This is a genomic window from Avibacterium sp. 21-586, from assembly GCF_026226775.1.
GTDB lineage: Bacteria > Pseudomonadota > Gammaproteobacteria > Enterobacterales > Pasteurellaceae > Avibacterium.
The window spans coordinates 1,508,485-1,527,409 of sequence record NZ_JAKKOD010000001.1 but is presented as its reverse complement, the minus strand read 5'-3'; the positions used below and the strand labels follow the sequence as shown (position 1 = coordinate 1,527,409).

Genomic DNA, 18,925 nt, shown 5'->3' with positions numbered 1-18,925 from the left:
GCTAGGCTTTTTCCGCTAAATAAGGATCGGCAAAGCCAAGATCTTGCATTATTTCCGTTTCAAGGCTTTCCATTTCTTCTGCTTCATCATCTTCAATGTGATCGTAGCCCAGCAAATGCAAACAGCCGTGTACTACCATATGCGCCCAATGTGCCATTAAGGGCTTACCTTGTTCTTGCGCTTCTCGTTCCACCACTTGGCGACAAATCACTAAATCGCCGAGCAGCGGCAATTCCACTTCTTCAGGGCATTCAAAGGGAAAGGAAAGCACGTTGGTTGGGTAATCCTTACCACGATAAGTGGCGTTTAAGCTTTGGCTTTCGGCTTCGTCCACCACGCGAATGGTGATCTCAGGTTGCAGGTTCTCTGCTTGCACTGCGGCGGTTGCCCATTGTTGGAATTGTTGTTCTGTGGGCAAGTTTTCACTATTTTCTACTGCGATTTGTAAATCAACGATGACATCTTTCATTCTGTTTCTTCTCGTTCTAAGGCTTGTTGTTTGGCCTGCTCTTGCTGACGCTGTAAGGCGCGTTCCTGACGGCGAATTTCTTCCTGTTCGTCCCATTTATCATAGGCTTGCACCACTTTGGCAACCACTGGGTGGCGAACAATGTCTTTACTGTCAAAATAATTAAAGCTCAATTCTGGCACATTTTCTAGCACTTCAATGGCGTGGCGTAAACCTGATTTTTGGCTGCGTGGCAAGTCAATTTGCGTGATGTCGCCCGTTATCACCGCTTTAGAATTAAACCCAATACGGGTTAAAAACATTTTCATTTGCTCGGTAGTGGTGTTTTGGCTTTCATCTAAAATGATAAAACTATCGTTCAACGTGCGTCCACGCATATAAGCCAGCGGTGCGATTTCAATCACATTGCGTTCCATTAATTTCTGTACTTTTTCAAAGCCCAGCATTTCAAATAAGGCATCATAGAGCGGGCGTAAATAAGGCTCAATTTTCTGCCCCAAATCCCCCGGCAAAAAGCCCAATTTTTCCCCAGCTTCCACCGCAGGGCGAGTGAGCAAAATGCGACGCACTTCTTGTCGTTCTAGGGCTTCCACCGCAGCGGCCACAGCAAGAAAGGTTTTCCCTGTGCCTGCTGGCCCAATACCAAAACTGATGTCATAACGCAAAATATTGTGCAAATATTGAATTTGATTTGCGCCACGCGGTTTAATTAAGCCACGCTTGGTTTTAATTGTGGTTTGATACACTTTTGGCACAGCATTTTGTTCTGCTTGTTCGCTATCTTGTTGTAATAACATTCGATTTTCCTGAATGGCTAAATGCACATCAGACAAATCAATTTCTTTCACCACGCCACGAACGGGAGCGGTTTCCAAATACAATGCTTGGATCAACGCCGCCACTTTATTTAACAATTTCCCGTGATGAGATTTTAGATTGGGATCTTTCGATTTCAGCGTAAACGTAAAATTACGCCGTGCAATATCCAAGAAAAATTCTTTTTCGATCAACTGGATATTTTCATCAAAGGCTCCGCACAATGCTTGCAAACGGGCATTATCTTGCGGCTCAAGAGTAAAGGTTTCGCTTAGTTCGCTCATTGGGTTGGACAAGTTATGTTCCTTTTATTTTTGTTTTTCCTGCTACTGTCAGAATCATTTGATTGTTAATGGGCATATTACCACGTTTTAAATACAGGCTCTAATGCTCTTTGAGAAATTCTCTTTTTGTAGAAATGCGAGAAATCTCTCATTTTTGATAGAAAATAAGAATAATTCTGTGAAGAATATCACGAAGTGAAATGATCCTTATTTACTTCAAAATGGAGTAAAAATACTATCAAGCTTGAGATTTTCTCTATTTCACTTCAACAAAAAGGATGCCCTATGAAAAAAACAACATTGGCAGCTTTAATTTCTTCATGTCTTATCAGCCAATATGCCATGGCGAGTAGCGAAGGAATCTTAGATTTCAAATCAAATACCGAATTATTTAAACCAATTAATATTACAGAAACCTTCACTAAAAATGATGTCTTTAATTTAGAAAATGGTTCTTTAACTTTTGGTTTTAAAACCAATGCAGGGGATAATGTTTATTCTCTTTTAGGGGCTTCTACTCAAGGTGCTCACACAAATCACTATATTAATTTCTATATGTCAAGGAAACAAGGTACGGATACCTTTGGCTTAGAATTAAGAAATAAGAATAGTTATTTAATTAATAACTCATTACTTACTGCTAAGATAAATAATAAGAATAAAGATTATCAAACTATTACCTATACCTTTGATAAAGAAAATAATCAAATTAAAATTTATGTAAATGGCGAATTAAAACAAACTCATAATAATTCAAAATTCTTCAAAGATATTGAGAACTTAAATATTGCTTATTTAGGAAAAACGCCAAGAAGTTCTGGTAATGATATGCGTTTTAGTGGAAATATTTATTCTGCGGGAGTTACCGAACAAGTATTATCAGAAGAAGAAATCAAAGCACTACACAAAGAGTTAGCCGAAACTTATCGCCGAAATGAAGTTGAGTTTGCTGATAAGCATCGTGCTTCAGGAGCAATGCTTACCGAAAAAGAATCGCTCTTTCAACCAAATCAAGATGGCGCAAGAAACTACCGTATTCCTTCTTTATTCACTACACAAAATGGCGTTGTTATTGCCGCTATCGACAAACGTTGGCAACATTCTGCCGACTGGGGAAATATTGACACAGCAATCCGCCGCAGTTTTGATGGTGGCTTAACTTGGCAAAAAAGCCAAACAGTGATTGATCTTGCTAGCCAATCTTATGGCGGTCAAAATTCCGCCTTCTTAATCGATCCACTTATGGTGCAAGACAAACGCAATGGGCGTGTCTTTATGATTGTGGATATGTTCCCTGAAACACAAGGTTTCTTTGGGATCAAAAATCAAAATGCCGAAGGTTCTGGTTATAAAAATATCGGTGGGAAATATTATCAATTATTAACTGACGAATATAACAATCGTTATACTATTCGTGAAAATGGTATTGTTTATAATGATAAAAATAAACCAACAGATTATCGGGTTGTTATTAATGGTAATCCTGAATTGGCATTTAAAGATCTAGGTGATTTATATCAAGGCGATACACGTTTAGGAAATATTTATTTACAAACGAAAAATCCAAATAATGATAGTGCCCCACTTAAATCAACCATCACAAGCAATTTATGGCTCACTTATAGTGATAATGACGGTGAAACTTGGTCTAACCCCGTCAATATTAACTCTCAAGTGAAAGCCGATTGGATGCGTTTTATGGGAACTGGCCCCGGAACAGGGATTCAGCTTAAAGACGGCTCTTTAGTGATGCCGGTTTACTACACCAATAACAATAATAAACAAGCAGCAGCGGTTATCATTAGTAAAGACGGTGGCAAAACTTGGGAACGTGGTGAATCACCAATTGATAGCAGATTTGCGGCACAAGGCGGATCACGTCTGCTTAACGGCACTTATGGCTATGAAATTACTGAATCCCAAGTGATTGAATTAGACAACGGACAATTAAAACTCTTTTCTCGTGTAACGCCACATAATCGCGTTCATATTTCCACCAGTTATGATGGTGGGTACACTTGGGAAAAAGACGTTATTTTAGATGACGTGTTACTAGAACCTTATTGCCAACTTTCAGTAATTAAATATTCCAAACGTATTAATGGCAAAGAACATATCCTTTTTGCTAATCCACATTCTAACGGTCGTAATAATGGCAAAGTTTGGCTCGGTGAAGTACAAGAAGATGGTTCTATCGAATGGAAATATACCACCACAATTACACCAAATAATTATGCCTATAGTAGCTTAACTGAATTACCAAATGGCGATATTGGCTTGCTTTATGAAGGTGCGGAAGGAAAAATTGAATTTGTCCGCTTAAATATTCAAGAGCTTGTTTGGAAAAATAATATCTTGCATCGTGATAAACGAAACACACCATTTGAATATGCCCGCAATAGTACCGCTGCTGAAACGTTCTATAAAATTGGTGATGGCGAAATTATTAAAATTGGTGAAGGTGTAAATCCTGCCAAAATCATTGTTAATGAAGGCACATTAGGTCTAAAACAGCAAGAAAAAGAAGGTAAAATCCAAGCCTATTCTGAAATTCTTGTAAACCCTGATGGCACAGTAAAATTATATGGTGAAAATCAAATTAAAGCCGAAAATCTTAGCTTAAATAAAGGAATGTTTGACTTAAATGGAAATAATTTCACCATTGAAAATGGTGAGGATAAAGGGCTGCAAGCCGCAACAATTAATGGAAATATTATTAATAGTAATTCCACTGACACTAGCACGCTCAACTATCTGCAATCTGGAGAAAGAAAAATTAAGGGCGAAATACTCGGTGATGATAAGGGTAAATTAAATTTTGCCTATAAACCGACCGCACTTAATAATAACCACTTAACTTTAGAAACAAACTCAACCTTAAACGAGCTTACCATCAATCAAGGTGAAATAATTTATGCACCTGATACTTCACATTTAACGCAAAATGCAAATTTAGCGAAGAATGCAACATTAAGCATAAAAGATAATGTAATTGCTCGCTTTGATAGCGTTGCACTTGATGACACCAGCCAAATTAATGCGGATATTAGTGCCGACCAAACAAGCCGTTTATTTGCAGATACGCAAGGTCAAGGTAGCTTAAGCAAAAATGGAGAGGGTACATTATATTTAATTGGTCAATTCAATCACACAGGAAAAACCTTGTTAAATCAAGGGGTAAGTATTTTACAAGGAGAACTAAATAATTCACCATTATATCTCCAAGAAAATGCGAGTTTGGCAGGAAATGGGGTAATTAATTCCCATAGTTATTGGAGAGCTAATTCCCACATTATCCCAAATAATGAGCTACACCTAACAAGTGTAGAAAATGGTAATAAATCAGGAAGCGATAATTTCCAACCTAAAACATTATCCTTTTCCAATGTTACTAATGAAGGTGCGGATATTACATTAAATGTGGATAATGTTTCCGAAAATATGTCTGAATGGCTCGCGGATCGCGTACTTATTAATGGAGATTTAACTACAACCCAATCAATTCCAGTAAACATTAATTTACTGAATAGTCAAATTGGTCATTCAGATACCAATAAAAATGAACGTTACGATGCTGATGAGGGTATTTCTCTCATTCAAGTAAAAGGTGAAACCAGCCGCATAGATGCGTTCAATTTGGCGAAAGCTGTTCATAATAATGAAAGCCATATTAATCGCTACACCTTAGTTAGCGTTGAAAAAGGGGCAACTACGGCAAGTGAAAATAGTTTTGGCGAAAACAACAGCAATTTCAACGATTACCGCTTGCAAACCTTGCTAATTAATGAAGATGGCGAACCGTTATCACCAATTATCAAAGCCCCATCAACAGCACCAAAAGAGGAAAGCCCTAAAGCTGATGACACAGCGGCACCGAATCCACCAACCGCGGACACGACAGTAACCCCACCAGCAAATCAAGATGAAGGGAATACTGACAATAGCGGTGAAACTACCGCTCCTGTGGATAATGCAGTGGTAGCACCACCTTCAGATCAAAATGGAGGAAATGCCAATAACACCAGTGAAACCTCTTCTCCAGTAGATAATGCTGTGGTAGCACCACCTGCCGATCCAAATGCAGAAAATACGGATAACCGCACAGAAACCACTTCCCCAGTGGATAATGCTGTGGTAGCACCACCTGCCAATCCAAATGCAGAAAATACGGATAACCGCAGTGAAACCTCTTCCCCAGTGGATAATGCTGTGGTAGTCGCACCTGCTAATCCAAATACAGGGAATGTGGATAACGGCACAGAAGCTGCGTCTCCAGCAGGTAATGCAGCAGTTACGCCATTAGCAGGAAATGTAACAACCGCCAGTGCAACCGCAAGTGCCTCAACCTATCGCCCTGCATTAAATAGCCAAGTTCCAGCCTATTTGGTGACGAATTTAGCCTTGTTAGAACATAGTTGTATGCAGGCTCAAACCTTTGCGCAAAACATTACGCAAGGCACGAAAAATTTCTATGTTTTACAACAACATCGTAAAGCCACTTATAATAGCAATCTTGGCTTTGGAGATTATGGCTATGGCTACAAATCCACCACAAATAGCACTCTATTTGGCGGTCGTCTTGATCTCAACGATAAACATCACCTTCACTTAGGACTTGCTCTCAGTAAATTCTCAGTTGAACCAAAAACCACAGAAATTGAAGGCAGTAGTTCTGCAAAATATAACTCTGTGGGAGTATTGTTCACCTTAGAGAATCAACTGACCGAACAAAGCTATGTTAATCTTAGTGGAAACTATCAATATATGCGCGGTAAAATTTCCACTTCACAACATAAAGATTTAGCCAAAGTGAGAGGCCATTCTTGGGGCATTGGTGCAGAAACAGGCTATCATTTCTTGCTAAATGAAGTCCGTTTAACGCCGATTATTGCGTTACAATACCAAAGTAGTAAAGCCAATATTGAGGATCATACCTTCAGTTGGAATATCAATAATGATCGACAATATATTTTCACTCAACAAATTGGGGGTGAAATTGCGTGGAAATCATTGAAACTCCGTACAATGTATGAACACAATACAGGAAATACTCCTGTCTTAACCCTCAATGATGGAATAACCCAGCAATACAAAACGGGTAAATTAGGCAACGCCTTATTATTCTCTGCCAGCGCAGGTTATGATATTACGCCAAACCTAAACATCAGTGCCCAAATTAGTCATAGAAAATCCCTTTCTGACTATGGATTAAAACAAACTAATTTAGCTGTTAAATTAGAATATCAGTTCTAATAAACCATAAAGGGATGGCTTAAAAACCATCCCTTTAACTCATTAATCATTGGTGTAATACAATTTACCAATTTCGATTTTTTGTCTGCCGTTGGCTTCGCGCCATTTGTTGGTATCACGCAAGGAATAAACGCAGCCGCAATATTCTTGTTGATAGAAACGTTCGCGTTTGCTGATTTCGATCATTCGTTGTGAGCCACCGCCTTTACGCCAGTTGTAATCCCAATATTCCACATCATCATATTTTGCCGCCGCGCGGTGTCCGCAGCCGTTAATTTGGTTCATATCTTTCCAGCGAGAAATGCCTAAACAGCTTGTGAACACGGGGAAACCATTTTCGTGCGCATATTGTGCGGCTTTTTCAAAACGCATATCAAAGCACATTGTGCAGCGAATGCCACGCTCTGGCTCGTTTTCCATTCCTTTCGCACGATCGAACCAGTTTTGCCGATCATAATCTGCGTCAATAAAAGGAATGCCAAATTTTTCTGCAAAGCGGATATTTTCTTCTTTACGGATTAAATATTCTTTTAACGGGTGAATATTCGGATTGTAGAAATAAATGGTAAATTCAATGCCTGAGGCCAAAATAGCTTCCATCACTTCACCTGAGCAAGGGGCGCAGCAAGAATGGAGTAGTAATTTTTGGTGTCCATTTGGCAAGGTTAATTTTTCACGCACAAAAGGCGCGTTCGGATCTTTTTTTGCTTTACGCGAAGTGCGGTGCGATTTTTGCGAAAATTCCACCGCACTTTTGTTTGTTTCGTGATTGGTTTGTTGTTCCATAATCAATAATAGCTAAAAATAAAATTAGGTTGTTCTATCCACTGATAAATAAGCCAAAGAAATCAGCGCTTGTTTATACTCACTTTCAGGCAAAATGGCAATGGCATCAATGGCTTTTTGTGCTTCTTGGCGTGCACGGTTGATCGTGTATTCAATGGATCCATATTGTGCCATTATGGCGAGCACATCATTTAAAATTTCACGTTGTCCGCCTTGTTCAATGGCATTGCGAATAAGCTGACATTGGCTTTCATCTCCGCTGTGCATTGCGTGTAATAATGGCAAGGTCGGTTTGCCTTCAGCGAGATCATCACCAATATTTTTGCCTAAGGTTTGCGCGTCTGCTTGATAATCCAACACATCATCAATAAGTTGGAATGCGGTGCCGAGATAGCGTCCGTATTGTTGCAATGCAAGCTCTTGCGCTTCGCTCGCCCCTGCGACAATGGCGGAACACTGCGTTGCGGCCTCAAATAAACGCGCGGTTTTGCTATAAATAACACGCATATAGCTTTCTTCTGTGGTATCAGGATCGTTCATATTCATTAATTGTTGAACTTCCCCTTCCGCAATCACATTGGTGGCATCAGACATTATTTTTAGAATTTTCAGCGAGTGCGTATCCGTCATTAGCTGAAAAGAGCGGGTATAAATGTAATCACCCACCAACACACTGGCCGCATTGCCGAATTCACTATTCGCAGTAGGTTTGCCACGGCGCATTTCTGATTCGTCCACCACGTCATCGTGCAATAAGGTGGCGGTATGGGTAAATTCAATGAAGGTGGCACAATTAATATGCTCTTCCCCTTGATAGCCCAGCGCATTGGCGGCCAACACGGCAAGCATCGGGCGAATGCGTTTGCCACCACTTTGAATTAAGTAGTAACCAAGCTGATTAATCAGCGGAACATCAGAATTAAGTTGTGCCAAAATTTTGGCATTCACTTTCTGCATATCCTCACTAATTAGCATTTGGATGGAATTTATATCCATAAGATTGCGTTTATCTATCATCGTGAATGTCTACCATTGCCTAAAGTGCGGTTGATTTTACCTGATTTTCTTAGCTTTCTGAAATCAAACCCGCATAAATCTAAATTTTTTTATCTTCTTGCAAATAAATTCTTGCTATCAGGTTTGTTTTTCCGTAGAATTTGCGACCTATTTATATAAATTTTGATGTGCTCAATGAATTATACATTAAGGCACAACGTATAGCGGAGTATTTATGTACGCAGTTTTCCAAAGTGGCGGTAAACAACACCGAGTAAGTGAAGGTCAAGTTGTTCGTTTAGAGAAACTTGAAGTTTCAACTGGCGAAAGCGTTGAATTCGACTCAGTGTTAATGGTCGTTAATGGTGAAGATGTTAAAATCGGTGCGCCAGTTGTTGCTGGTGCGAAAGTAGTGGCTGAAGTGGTTTCACACGGTCGTGGCGATAAAGTTAAGATCGTTAAATTCCGTCGTCGTAAACACAGCCGTAAACAACAAGGTCATCGTCAGTGGTTCACAGAAGTGAAAATCACTGGGATTCAAGCATAATTTCAGAGGAGATCAAGTAGATGGCAACTAAAAAAGCTGGTGGTTCAACTCGTAACGGTCGTGATTCTGAAGCTAAACGCCTTGGTGTTAAACGCTTCGGTGGCGAATCTGTATTAGCAGGTAGCATCATTGTTCGTCAACGTGGTACTAAATTCCACGCAGGTGCTAACGTAGGTATGGGTAGAGATCACACTTTATTCGCAACTGCTGATGGTAAAGTAAAATTTGAAGTTAAAGGCGAGAAAAATCGTAAATACGTGAGTATCGTAGCTGAATAATTTTACAAATAAACAGAATAGAATGCCTCACAGTTTTGTGGGGCTTTTTTGTTATTAGCCTATATAATCCAGATCATTTCAAAAATTTTGTGTGTCAATATAGACATTGCCAAAGCTGTCCACATATAGCAATTTGAACCGCACAAAAGATAAAAGAGAACATCGCTCAGATTAAGGAGCAAATGTAATGAAACAACAACCCCTATTAGGATTTATATTTGCCTTAATCACAGCAATGGCTTGGGGTTCACTACCTATTGCGTTAAAGCAAGTGTTAAATGTAATGACACCACAAACGATTGTTTGGTATCGCTTTATTGTGGCAAGTTCTGCGCTGCTACTCTTTTTAGGATTACGCAAAAAATTGCCGAAACTCTCACAGCTTAACCGTTATTATGTAGGCTTACTACTTTGTGGCATCATCGGGCTTTCCGGCAATTTCTCTTTATTTAATACCTCATTACAATTTATTGAACCTTCGGTGGTACAGATTTTTATCCACCTTTCATCCTTTGCAATGCTGATTTGTGGCGTGATTGTTTTCAAAGAGCGGTTAGGTTTACACCAAAAAATTGGGCTGATAATTTTAATTATCGGTTTAGCGCTATTTTTTAATGACAAACTCAGTGAATTTACCCAACTGAATGGGTATTTAATTGGAGTGTTATTAAGCGTCTGCGCTGCATTAATTTGGGTCGCTTATGGGGTGGCACAAAAGTTGATGCTACGTCAATTCACAGCCCAACAAGTACTATTAATGTTTTATTTTGGTTGTGCAATCGTATTTACCCCCTTTGCACAGGTTTCGCAAGTACAGGGGCTAAGTGGTTTAACCTTAGCTTGTTTTATTTACTGTTGTTTAAATACATTGATCGGCTACGGCGCGTATGCCGAAGCCTTAAACCACTGGGAAGTGGCAAAAGTGAGCGTTGTTGTAACGCTTGTGCCATTATTTACCATTGCTTTTTCCCATTTGCTCCACGCGATCTATCCGCAAGATTTCTCTGCGCCAGCGCTCAACAGCCTAAGCTATATTGGAGCATTAGTAGTGGTGCTTGGTGCAATGTTCTCAGCAATTGGACACAAATTTATAAAGAATAAGAAATAGGAGAAAAAAATGAAGTTTATTGATGAAGCCTTAATTCGCGTTGAGGCTGGTGATGGCGGAAATGGCTGTGTTAGCTTCCGTCGCGAAAAATTTATCCCCAAAGGCGGGCCTGACGGCGGTGATGGTGGCGATGGTGGCGATGTCTATCTTATTGCTGATGAAAACCTTAACACCCTAATTGACTACCGTTTTGAAAAACGTTTTGCCGCAGGACGAGGTGAAAATGGTCGCAGTTCAGATTGTACTGGGCGCCGTGGTAAAGACATCACCCTAAGAGTGCCTGTAGGAACGCGTGCAATTGATAATGACACCAAAGAAATCCTAGGGGATTTAACTAAACACGGTGCAAAAATGCTGATTGCCAAAGGTGGTTATCACGGTTTAGGCAACACCCGTTTTAAATCTTCGGTAAACCGTGCACCACGACAAAAAACTAACGGCACCCCAGGAGAAAAACGTGATCTTTTATTAGAATTAATGCTACTCGCTGACGTGGGAATGTTAGGCTTACCGAATGCAGGTAAATCGACCTTTATCCGTGCCGTTTCTGCGGCGAAACCAAAAGTGGCAGACTATCCTTTCACCACCTTAGTACCCAGTTTAGGGGTAGCTCGCGTGGGGGAAAATCGTAGCTTTGTGGTGGCTGATATTCCAGGGCTGATTGAAGGCGCGGCCGAAGGGGCTGGATTAGGTATCCGCTTCTTAAAACACTTGGAGCGCTGCCGAGTATTAATTCACCTTGTGGATGTCAATCCAATTGACGGTAGCGATCCGGCGGATAACATTGCCATTATTGAAAGCGAGCTTTTCCAATATAGCGAAAAACTTGCCGAGAAAACCCAATGGCTAGTGTTTAACAAAATCGACACTATGTCTGACGAAGAAGCGCACGACTGTGCCAAAGAAATCGTTGAGCGCATAGGCTGGGAAGGTGATTATTATTTAATTTCCGCTGCTACGGGTAAAAATGTTGAACCGCTTTGTCGTGATATTATGGACTATCTCGATGCCCACCCAAGGGAAGAACAGAAAGAACCAGAAAATCCAGAAGAAGTGAAATTCAAATGGGACGATTATCACCAAGAACAACTGGCTGAACATCAATTTGATGATGAAGATGACGACTGGGATGATTGGTCAGAAGAAGATGATGAAGGCGTAGAAATTATTTACAAACCTTAATTTAACATCTTTAATATAAAAAATAAGGAAGGAGCAATCCTTCCTTTTTACTAAGATCTTACTATACTAAATACTACAATAGGGATTAATTAGTCTGCAGATTCCGATATTTTATGCATTACTACTTTTACACAATGCTCATTACTCATAATCCCAATCTCCCAAATGAATATTGTTAAAGCGTCTCTCTCTATCTTGATAATATAATTCTTGTGGCCCTATATAAAATTGAGAGAGAATAAGCATTTCCAACACGTCAATTCTATCCAGTATAACTTTATTAAGTTTGATAGCTAAAGTTGCATCACAAAACTGAGAATCGCATACAATCCTTTCCATATACGCCTTAAATGTTTGTTGAAAATGATAATAAGCTTTCTTTGTATTATTAAATAATTCTAACTGATCAGAATATAGCTCTTCTTCAATTAAACCATTCAAATGAGAAACCTCAGCATTCATTGCTTGCTCTTGTTCATAAAAATATGCATGCCTAACGTGTAAACTCGCTCTCCTTTTATGTTCTTCTGATAAAAATGCACTATCATCATGTACCAAAGGATGGATTCTTTCACTAACTAATGCTGGATATTTTTTCAAAAACACTCGCAATTCCTGTGGTTCAAAATTCCATTCGCGAAGCTCATTATCAGTGAGATAATCTAACATATTGATAGAATCTGCTAGTCCGCCTTGCTGAATAAAATCACTTAAACGAAGTACTTGTTGCTCTATAAATTTTGCTTTTAGCCGATTAATTTCTGAATTATCTCCATCACAATGATCATTAATAGATTGTTTTTCCGAGCATAGCGAATTGAGAAATTGAAAATAGCGATCCCTATATGTAATCCAAGCCCTTTGAACAGATTTAAAATATTTTCGAGAAACTAGATCAATTTCACCTAAAAACAACCTATAACTACGGTTCAATCCTCTATCTAGTGAATTCTGTTCAAGCTTATAACAATAATTTGCCTTTTCAGGCAACTTCATCTCAACAAAAGAACTTGTTAAAAAACATACTGTAAATAATCGTTCCCAAGGATAGTCATTTCGAGTATTCAAAAATTGTTCAGCCATTAAAGAGGGGGGAGTCAATAACAAAAGCAAAATAGATAGTAAAATTTTCATTATATCCTCCATTTCTTTTATCATTTATGCATATCAAAGCGCATTATTACATTGGAATAATGCTTGCTATAAACTTTTATTAAACTAACAAAAAATACCATTTTTTATTATCACCCTAATAAACGTTGTCTTGCTATCTCAAATAAACAGACCCCAGTAGCAACAGATACATTTAAGGAAGATACGGTGCCTGCCATTGGAATACTCACCAACTGATCGCAAGTTTCGCGGGTTAAGCGGCGCATTCCGTCCCCTTCTGCCCCCATTACTAAGGCGAGCGATCCTGTTAATTTACTTTGGTATAAGGTTTCTGCTGCTTCCCCAGCAGTGCCCACCACCCACATATTATAATGCTGTTGTAACTCTCTTAAAGTACGCGCTAAATTGGTTACACGAATTAATGGCACCACTTCTGCTGCACCACAAGCCACTTTGCGTGCGGTAGCATTGAGCTGTGCAGATTTATCTTTTGGCACAATCACCGCACACACGCCTGCTGCATCCGCAGTACGCAAACACGCCCCGAGATTATGCGGATCGGTTACGCCATCTAGCACCAATACAAGAGGATTTTGCTGCTCGCGTAAAATGCGATCCAGATCATTTTCATTTAATTCTTTGGCAGGTTGCACGCGGGCAATGATCCCTTGATGCACTTCGCCATTGGCTTTTTTATCCAACGTTTCGCGGTTAAGGAATTGCACAGAAATACCAAGCTGATAAAGCGTATTGAGAACAGGCTGTAAGCGTTTATCTTCACGCCCTTTTAGCACATAAACCTCAATCAAGCGTTCAGGTGCATTTGCCAAAAACGCATTCACCGCGTGGATTCCATAAATATTTTCAGACATTGTTATCCTTTACATTGATACATAAAATAAGGCGGAATTATACGCTTGTTTGCCGTCCTTCCGCCAGTTTTTCGCAAAGCGAGCTTCTTGCAATATTCTTTTGCAAGTGCATTTTGACTAAGTGCGGTGCGATTTACGCTTATTTTTCTTAGCAGAAATTTCTGAATTTTTCACCGCACTTTTGTTTTTCACTTTTTTTGTTGATTTAGTGGCGGATTTCTCTTTTTGTTTTTTCGCGCTTTCTGCATAGCGGAAGCCTTTTTTCGCTTTATCTTTGGCGGTTTTGCCCTCGCGTCGTGGCTTGCGCTCAGTGCTAATGAGAGAGAAATCCACTTGACGCTGTTCAAGACTAACGGCTTCTACGCGCACTTCAACTTTATCGCCTAAACGATAAATCCGTCCGCTGTTTTCACCGATTAATTGCTGACGATTTACATCAAATTGGTAATAGTCATTATCCAAGGTTGAAATATGCACAAGCCCGTCAATGAACAAATCATCTAAACGCACAAATAAGCCAAAGCCTGTTACGGCAGAAATCACACCGGTAAATTCTTCGCCGACGTGATCTTGCATATATTCACATTTAAGCCAATCGGCTACTTCGCGAGTTGCGTCATCAGCACGACGTTCGGTCATTGAACAATGTTCACCTAGGTTATCCGTTTCATCAAAGGAATAATGATAACCACCTGAATCCGTAGTTTTGCGTTTTGAACCTTGCAACTTAGCCAGTAAGTATTTGATTCCACGATGTAAAGTTAAATCGGGATAACGGCGAATTGGCGAGGTGAAATGCGCATATTGCTCTAACGCTAAGCCAAAATGTCCAATATTATCAGGGGAATAAATCGCTTGACTGAGAGAGCGTAGCAACATGGTTTGGATAAGTTCGTGATCAGGGCGCTCTTTCACTTGTACCAGTAATTTGGCGTAATCTTCTGTGGTTGGCTTCGCACCACCGCCTAGACTTAACCCTTGTTCTGCGAGATAGGCACGGAAAGCACTGAGTTTTTCTTCACTTGGCCCAGCGTGAATACGGTATAATGCAGGTTCATTGTGGGTTTCCATAAAATTCGCAGCTGCAATATTGGCTAAAATCATACATTCTTCAATGATTTTATGGGCATCATTACGCACCACTGGCTCAATGCGTTCAATGCGCCCCATTTCATTAAACACAAATTTGCTTTCGATGGTTTCAAAATCAATTGCACCACGTTGCTGACGAGCGTTTACCAAGGCTTGATAAAGATAATGCAATTCTTGTAAATGAGGAACAAGGGGTGCATAACGCTGTTGTAATTCTTCATCGCCTTCCAAAATGCGCGCCACTTTGGTGTAGGTTAAGCGTGCGTGAGAATTCATTACCGCTTCGTAAAAACGATAATCAGTCATCTTGCCTTTTGGTGAAATGCTAAGTTCACAGACCATACATAAACGATCTACCTGAGGGTTGAGCGAACACAAGCCATTAGATAGCACTTCTGGCAACATTGGCACAACACGATTTGGGAAATACACTGAGTTTCCGCGATTATAAGCTTCGTTATCGAGTGCGGTGCGCAGGCGAACATAGTAGCTCACATCGGCAATGGCAACCCAAAGTTTCCAGCCACCTTTTTCAGTGCGTTGGCAATACACCGCATCATCAAAATCTCGTGCATCTTCACCATCAATGGTAACTAAAGGAAGTTGGCGTAAATCCACCCGTCCTTTTTTTGCCGCTTCTGGCACTTCTTCAGTGAATTTGTTTACTTGTTTTTGCACCGCACTTGGGAAAACGTGCGGAATATCGTGATTGCGAATGGCGATTTCGGTTTCCATTCCTTTTGCCATATTTTCGCCCAACACTTCAATAATCATTCCCACAGGGCGAGTAAACATTGCCGTGCGCGGTTTGAGTTCCACTACCACAACTTGCCCCATTCGTGCGCCGTGGCGATATTCATTTGGGATCAAAATATCACGATTGATTCGGCTGTCATCAGGCACAACGTAGCCAATTCCTTCTTCTAAAAAGAAACGGCCTACAATATGCTTTTTGCGTCCTTCAAGTAAACGCACAATGCGCACTTCTTGACGCCCTTTGCGATCAAAGCCACTTGGCTGTGCAAGGACATAATCACCGTGCATAACTTGCTTCATTTGTCCATTAGGAATAAATAAATCTTGCTTTACCCCCTCTACTTGTAAAAAGCCATAGCCTTCTTTATGCCCAATCACCATTCCTTTGATTAAGTCTAATTTTTCTGACAAGGCATAACGTTTACGCTTGGTAAAAACAAGTTGCCCTTCATTTTCCATTGCGCGTAAACGGCGACGCATTGCTTCTTGGCGTTCTTCATCGTGAATCGCCAAAACGGCATATAATTCTTCTTTTGACATTGGCGCATTATGATCACGAATGATGTTGAGAATAAACTCACGGCTTGGTACAGGGTTGCTATATTTTTTTAATTCCTGCTGATAATTTGGATCGGAAAGTGCGGTGGTTTTTTTTGTTATTTTTTTAGCCATAATGATTTCCTTATAAGGCATAGATTGCTGTAAGTTTGACATTGCAGGAAAGGGAAAGCAAGGAAAGAATCGGGGATATTTTAGGCAAAGTGTTTTTTATCATTATTATTTTTGAAACAACAAGGGAATAAAATACGCTTACAAACAAAAACCCAGCGCATGCTGGGTTTTTTATCTTATAAAAAGCTGTGATTATTCAGCAACTACGATAAGACGTAAGGTTGCAAATACTTCACCATGAAGTTGGAAACGAACTTCGTGTTCACCTGTGGTACGGATTAAACCATTTGGTAAACGAACTTCGCTTTTCGCTACTTCAACACCACGAGCTGTGATTGCATCAGCAATATCACGAGTACCGATAGAACCGAATAAACGGCCTTCATCACCTGCTTTACTTGCGATGGTTACAGACTCAAGAGCTTCAAGACGCTCTGCGCGATCTTTTGCTGCCACAAGTGCTTTCGCTGCTTTTTCTTCTAATTCTGCACGACGTGCTTCAAAATATTCAATGTTAGCTTTAGTTGCCATAACTGCTTTCCCTTGTGGGATTAGGAAGTTACGTGCATAACCAGATTTAACATTAACTTGATCACCTACGTTACCAAGGTGAACAACTTTATCTAAAAGAATTACTTGCATTACCGTATTCTCCTTAATTACTGATTATCAGTGTATGGAAGTAACGCTAAGAAACGCGCGCGTTTGATTGCACGAGCTAATTGACGTTGATACTTCGCACGAGTACCGGTAATACGGCTTGGAACAATTTTGCCGCTCTCTGAAATATAGTTCTTTAACGTTGCGATATCTTTGTAATCGATTTCTTGAACGTTTTCCGCTGTAAAACGGCAGAACTTACGACGACGGAAATAACGTGCCATTTGGCTAGTCTCCTAATCTATAAATTCGATTTGCTCGGCGTGTAATACTAATTGACTTAAACCATTTGCAGATTTGTGTGAAGTGATAAACCCCACAATCAATAAATTACTGCCGACCGTAATGCTTTGAGTTTTTGCAATTAACTGATGGCCACTAACTTGAATTGCAATTTTACACCACGCTTGGCGGGGCAATCCTGCCTCTTGTTGTTCAGAACGATGTTCTAAATAAAAGCGACAATGTTCAATCCCGTTAGGGCTTTTGCTTCGTTTGGGAAAGTCACTGACTTGACCAATCAATGAGAAGCGATTATCAATCTTTGAATTACTCTTCAGCATCCTCAAAATCGTTGTTTTCAACTTCAGCTAAAGGTTTACGCTCTTCGCGTGCTTTAACCATTGGGGACGCTTCTGTTACGGCGTGCTTAGTACGAATAATTGCGTTACGAAGAACTGCGTCGTTGTAACGGAAAGTTGTTTCTAGCTCGTCGATGACTTCTTGAGGCGCTTCTACATTCATTAGCACATAGTGTGCTTTGTGTAATTTGTTGATTGGGTAAGCTAATTGACGGCGACCCCAATCTTCTAAACGATGGATTTGACCGCCCGCTTCTTTAACAGAATTGGTATAGCGCTCAATCATCGCTGGTACTTGTTCGCTTTGGTCCGGATGAACCATAAACACGATTTCGTAGTGACGCATTACTGCTCCTTACGGGTTAATCAGCCTCCGACTGTAAGACCAGCTACCAATCTTGCGGAAGCAAGGAACGAAAATGATGATGTAGCTGTAAGGCGTGCGATTATACAGGATTAATGAAAAAGCACAAGGAAAAATTGGGTTCTTTTATAAAGAAATCTTAGGTTTTTAAGTAGTAAATTAGTAAATTTTTGGGGATATCAAAAAAGTTAGCGTTTCCGCTAAAAATTTAGAGAAAAACAACCGCACTTTGCCAAGTAGGTTTGCATTAAAAGTTAAAGATAGCTTGTAAAATTAACAATTGCCTAATGCCCTATCCGTAACCAAAAGTGCGGTGCAATTTTTTGAATTTTCAATGACTCGCAAAGTAAATTCATCGGCTACATCCACGCATTATTGCGAATAATCCCTACCGCGATGCCTTCAATTTCAAATTGTTCAGTTTCAGTAAGATCAACCACAATTGGCTCAAATTCTTCATTTTCTGCGTGGAGATAAACAATCGAACCTTTGCGCTCAAGGCGTTTTACAGTAACTTCATCTTCAATGCGAGCTACGATCACTTGACCATTTCGCACATCTTTGGTGCTATGAACTGCTAATAGATCACCGTCTAAAATGCCAATATCTTTCATTGATTGACCATAGACTTTTAGCAAGAAATCCGCTTGCGGTTTAAACATATTGGCATCTACTTTATAGGTGCCTTCAATATGTTGTTCCGCTAAAATCGGCTCACCCGCAGCGACACGTCCGATAAGCGGTAAGCCCTCTAATTCTTCTTCCTCGTTTTCTTCTACAAGCAAACGAATACCGCGCGATGCACCTGGGATAATTTCAATTACCCCTTTTCGCGCAAGGGCTTTAAGATGTTCTTCCGCAGCATTTGGTGAACGAAATCCTAATTCACGAGAAATTTCTGCTCGAGTGGGCGGCATTCCTGTAGTGTCTAAATGGCGTTTCAGTAGATCATAAACTTCTTGCTGACGGGCAGTGAGGGCTTTCATCATTATTGTCATTTTATTCCCCTGTTTTTATATACATATTTACTGGCATTATATACAGAAACGAATTTGTTGCAACCGCTTTTCTTGTTTATCTATGATTTTGTCGATTT

General features: G+C 40.1%; 17 protein-coding genes. 5 read left to right on the top strand and 12 right to left on the bottom strand.

Annotated elements, in window-relative coordinates; genetic code table 11:
• Position 1: 1 nt before the first annotated feature.
• On the bottom strand, positions 2-469 hold the full coding sequence (gene ybeY, locus L5B71_RS07030) for an rRNA maturation RNase YbeY (RefSeq protein WP_103854599.1): 468 nt from the start codon (positions 467-469) through the stop codon (positions 2-4).
• Positions 466-1,569, bottom strand: coding sequence for a PhoH family protein (locus tag L5B71_RS07025; RefSeq protein ID WP_265757795.1), 1,104 nt, complete (start codon positions 1,567-1,569; stop codon positions 466-468). The genes ybeY and L5B71_RS07025 overlap by 4 nt, the downstream gene beginning before the upstream one ends.
• 285 nt (positions 1,570-1,854) lie before the next feature.
• On the opposite strand from L5B71_RS07025, the gene L5B71_RS07020 reads away from it, so the two are divergent.
• The gene (locus L5B71_RS07020) at positions 1,855-6,822 is read left to right on the top strand and encodes an exo-alpha-sialidase (RefSeq protein WP_265757654.1); all 4,968 of its coding nucleotides are present in this window, start codon (positions 1,855-1,857) and stop codon (positions 6,820-6,822) included.
• 42 nt (positions 6,823-6,864) lie between these two features.
• On the opposite strand, the gene L5B71_RS07015 is transcribed toward L5B71_RS07020, so the two are convergent.
• Both L5B71_RS07015 and ispB read right to left on the bottom strand, forming a co-directional pair.
• Positions 6,865-7,608: an epoxyqueuosine reductase QueH gene (locus L5B71_RS07015; protein ID WP_245872635.1), complete on the bottom strand. Its 744-nt coding sequence runs from the start codon at positions 7,606-7,608 to the stop codon at positions 6,865-6,867.
• 24 nt (positions 7,609-7,632) lie between these two features.
• On the bottom strand, positions 7,633-8,604 hold the full coding sequence (gene ispB, locus L5B71_RS07010) for an octaprenyl diphosphate synthase (protein ID WP_265757651.1): 972 nt from the start codon (positions 8,602-8,604) through the stop codon (positions 7,633-7,635).
• Between the two features lie 235 nt (positions 8,605-8,839).
• On the opposite strand from ispB, the gene rplU reads away from it, so the two are divergent.
• From rplU to cgtA, 4 genes are all read left to right on the top strand, one after another.
• Entirely contained in the window at positions 8,840-9,151 is a 312-nt protein-coding gene (gene rplU, locus L5B71_RS07005; RefSeq protein WP_103853280.1) for a 50S ribosomal protein L21, read from the top strand.
• 20 nt (positions 9,152-9,171) lie between these two features.
• Positions 9,172-9,429: a 50S ribosomal protein L27 gene (gene rpmA, locus L5B71_RS07000; RefSeq protein ID WP_103853279.1), complete on the top strand. Its 258-nt coding sequence runs from the start codon at positions 9,172-9,174 to the stop codon at positions 9,427-9,429.
• Between the two features lie 187 nt (positions 9,430-9,616).
• Entirely contained in the window at positions 9,617-10,537 is a 921-nt protein-coding gene (locus L5B71_RS06995; RefSeq protein ID WP_265757650.1) for a DMT family transporter, read from the top strand.
• Positions 10,538-10,546: 9 nt separating this feature from the next.
• Complete coding sequence (gene cgtA / locus L5B71_RS06990) at positions 10,547-11,719, top strand: Obg family GTPase CgtA (RefSeq protein ID WP_265757649.1); 1,173 nt, start codon at positions 10,547-10,549, stop codon at positions 11,717-11,719.
• 141 nt (positions 11,720-11,860) lie between these two features.
• Here cgtA and L5B71_RS06985 read toward each other — a convergent pair whose 3' ends face one another.
• From L5B71_RS06985 to lexA, 8 genes are all read right to left on the bottom strand, one after another.
• Complete coding sequence (locus L5B71_RS06985) at positions 11,861-12,853, bottom strand: lysozyme inhibitor LprI family protein (protein WP_172459085.1); 993 nt, start codon at positions 12,851-12,853, stop codon at positions 11,861-11,863.
• Between the two features lie 110 nt (positions 12,854-12,963).
• Positions 12,964-13,704, bottom strand: coding sequence for a 23S rRNA (guanosine(2251)-2'-O)-methyltransferase RlmB (rlmB, locus tag L5B71_RS06980; protein ID WP_265757648.1), 741 nt, complete (start codon positions 13,702-13,704; stop codon positions 12,964-12,966).
• A gap of 117 nt (positions 13,705-13,821) precedes the next feature.
• A complete protein-coding gene (rnr, locus tag L5B71_RS06975; RefSeq protein ID WP_265757647.1) occupies positions 13,822-16,224 on the bottom strand; it encodes a ribonuclease R in 2,403 nt (800 codons plus the stop codon).
• A gap of 192 nt (positions 16,225-16,416) precedes the next feature.
• A complete protein-coding gene (gene rplI / locus L5B71_RS06970) occupies positions 16,417-16,866 on the bottom strand; it encodes a 50S ribosomal protein L9 (RefSeq protein WP_265757645.1) in 450 nt (149 codons plus the stop codon).
• A 17-nt stretch (positions 16,867-16,883) separates the two neighbouring features.
• Positions 16,884-17,108 carry a 30S ribosomal protein S18 gene (rpsR, locus tag L5B71_RS06965; protein WP_035687245.1) on the bottom strand — a complete coding sequence of 75 codons (225 nt, stop codon included), beginning with the start codon at positions 17,106-17,108 and terminating at the stop codon, positions 16,884-16,886.
• 12 nt (positions 17,109-17,120) lie between these two features.
• Entirely contained in the window at positions 17,121-17,447 is a 327-nt protein-coding gene (gene priB / locus L5B71_RS06960) for a primosomal replication protein N (protein WP_265757644.1), read from the bottom strand.
• Positions 17,434-17,811 (bottom strand): 30S ribosomal protein S6, encoded by a 378-nt coding sequence (gene rpsF, locus L5B71_RS06955; RefSeq protein WP_265757643.1) that lies wholly within the window; start codon positions 17,809-17,811, stop codon positions 17,434-17,436. The genes priB and rpsF overlap by 14 nt, the downstream gene beginning before the upstream one ends.
• Positions 17,812-18,188: 377 nt before the next feature.
• On the bottom strand, positions 18,189-18,815 hold the full coding sequence (gene lexA / locus L5B71_RS06950) for a transcriptional repressor LexA (protein WP_265757794.1): 627 nt from the start codon (positions 18,813-18,815) through the stop codon (positions 18,189-18,191).
• Positions 18,816-18,925: the final 110 nt, after the last annotated feature.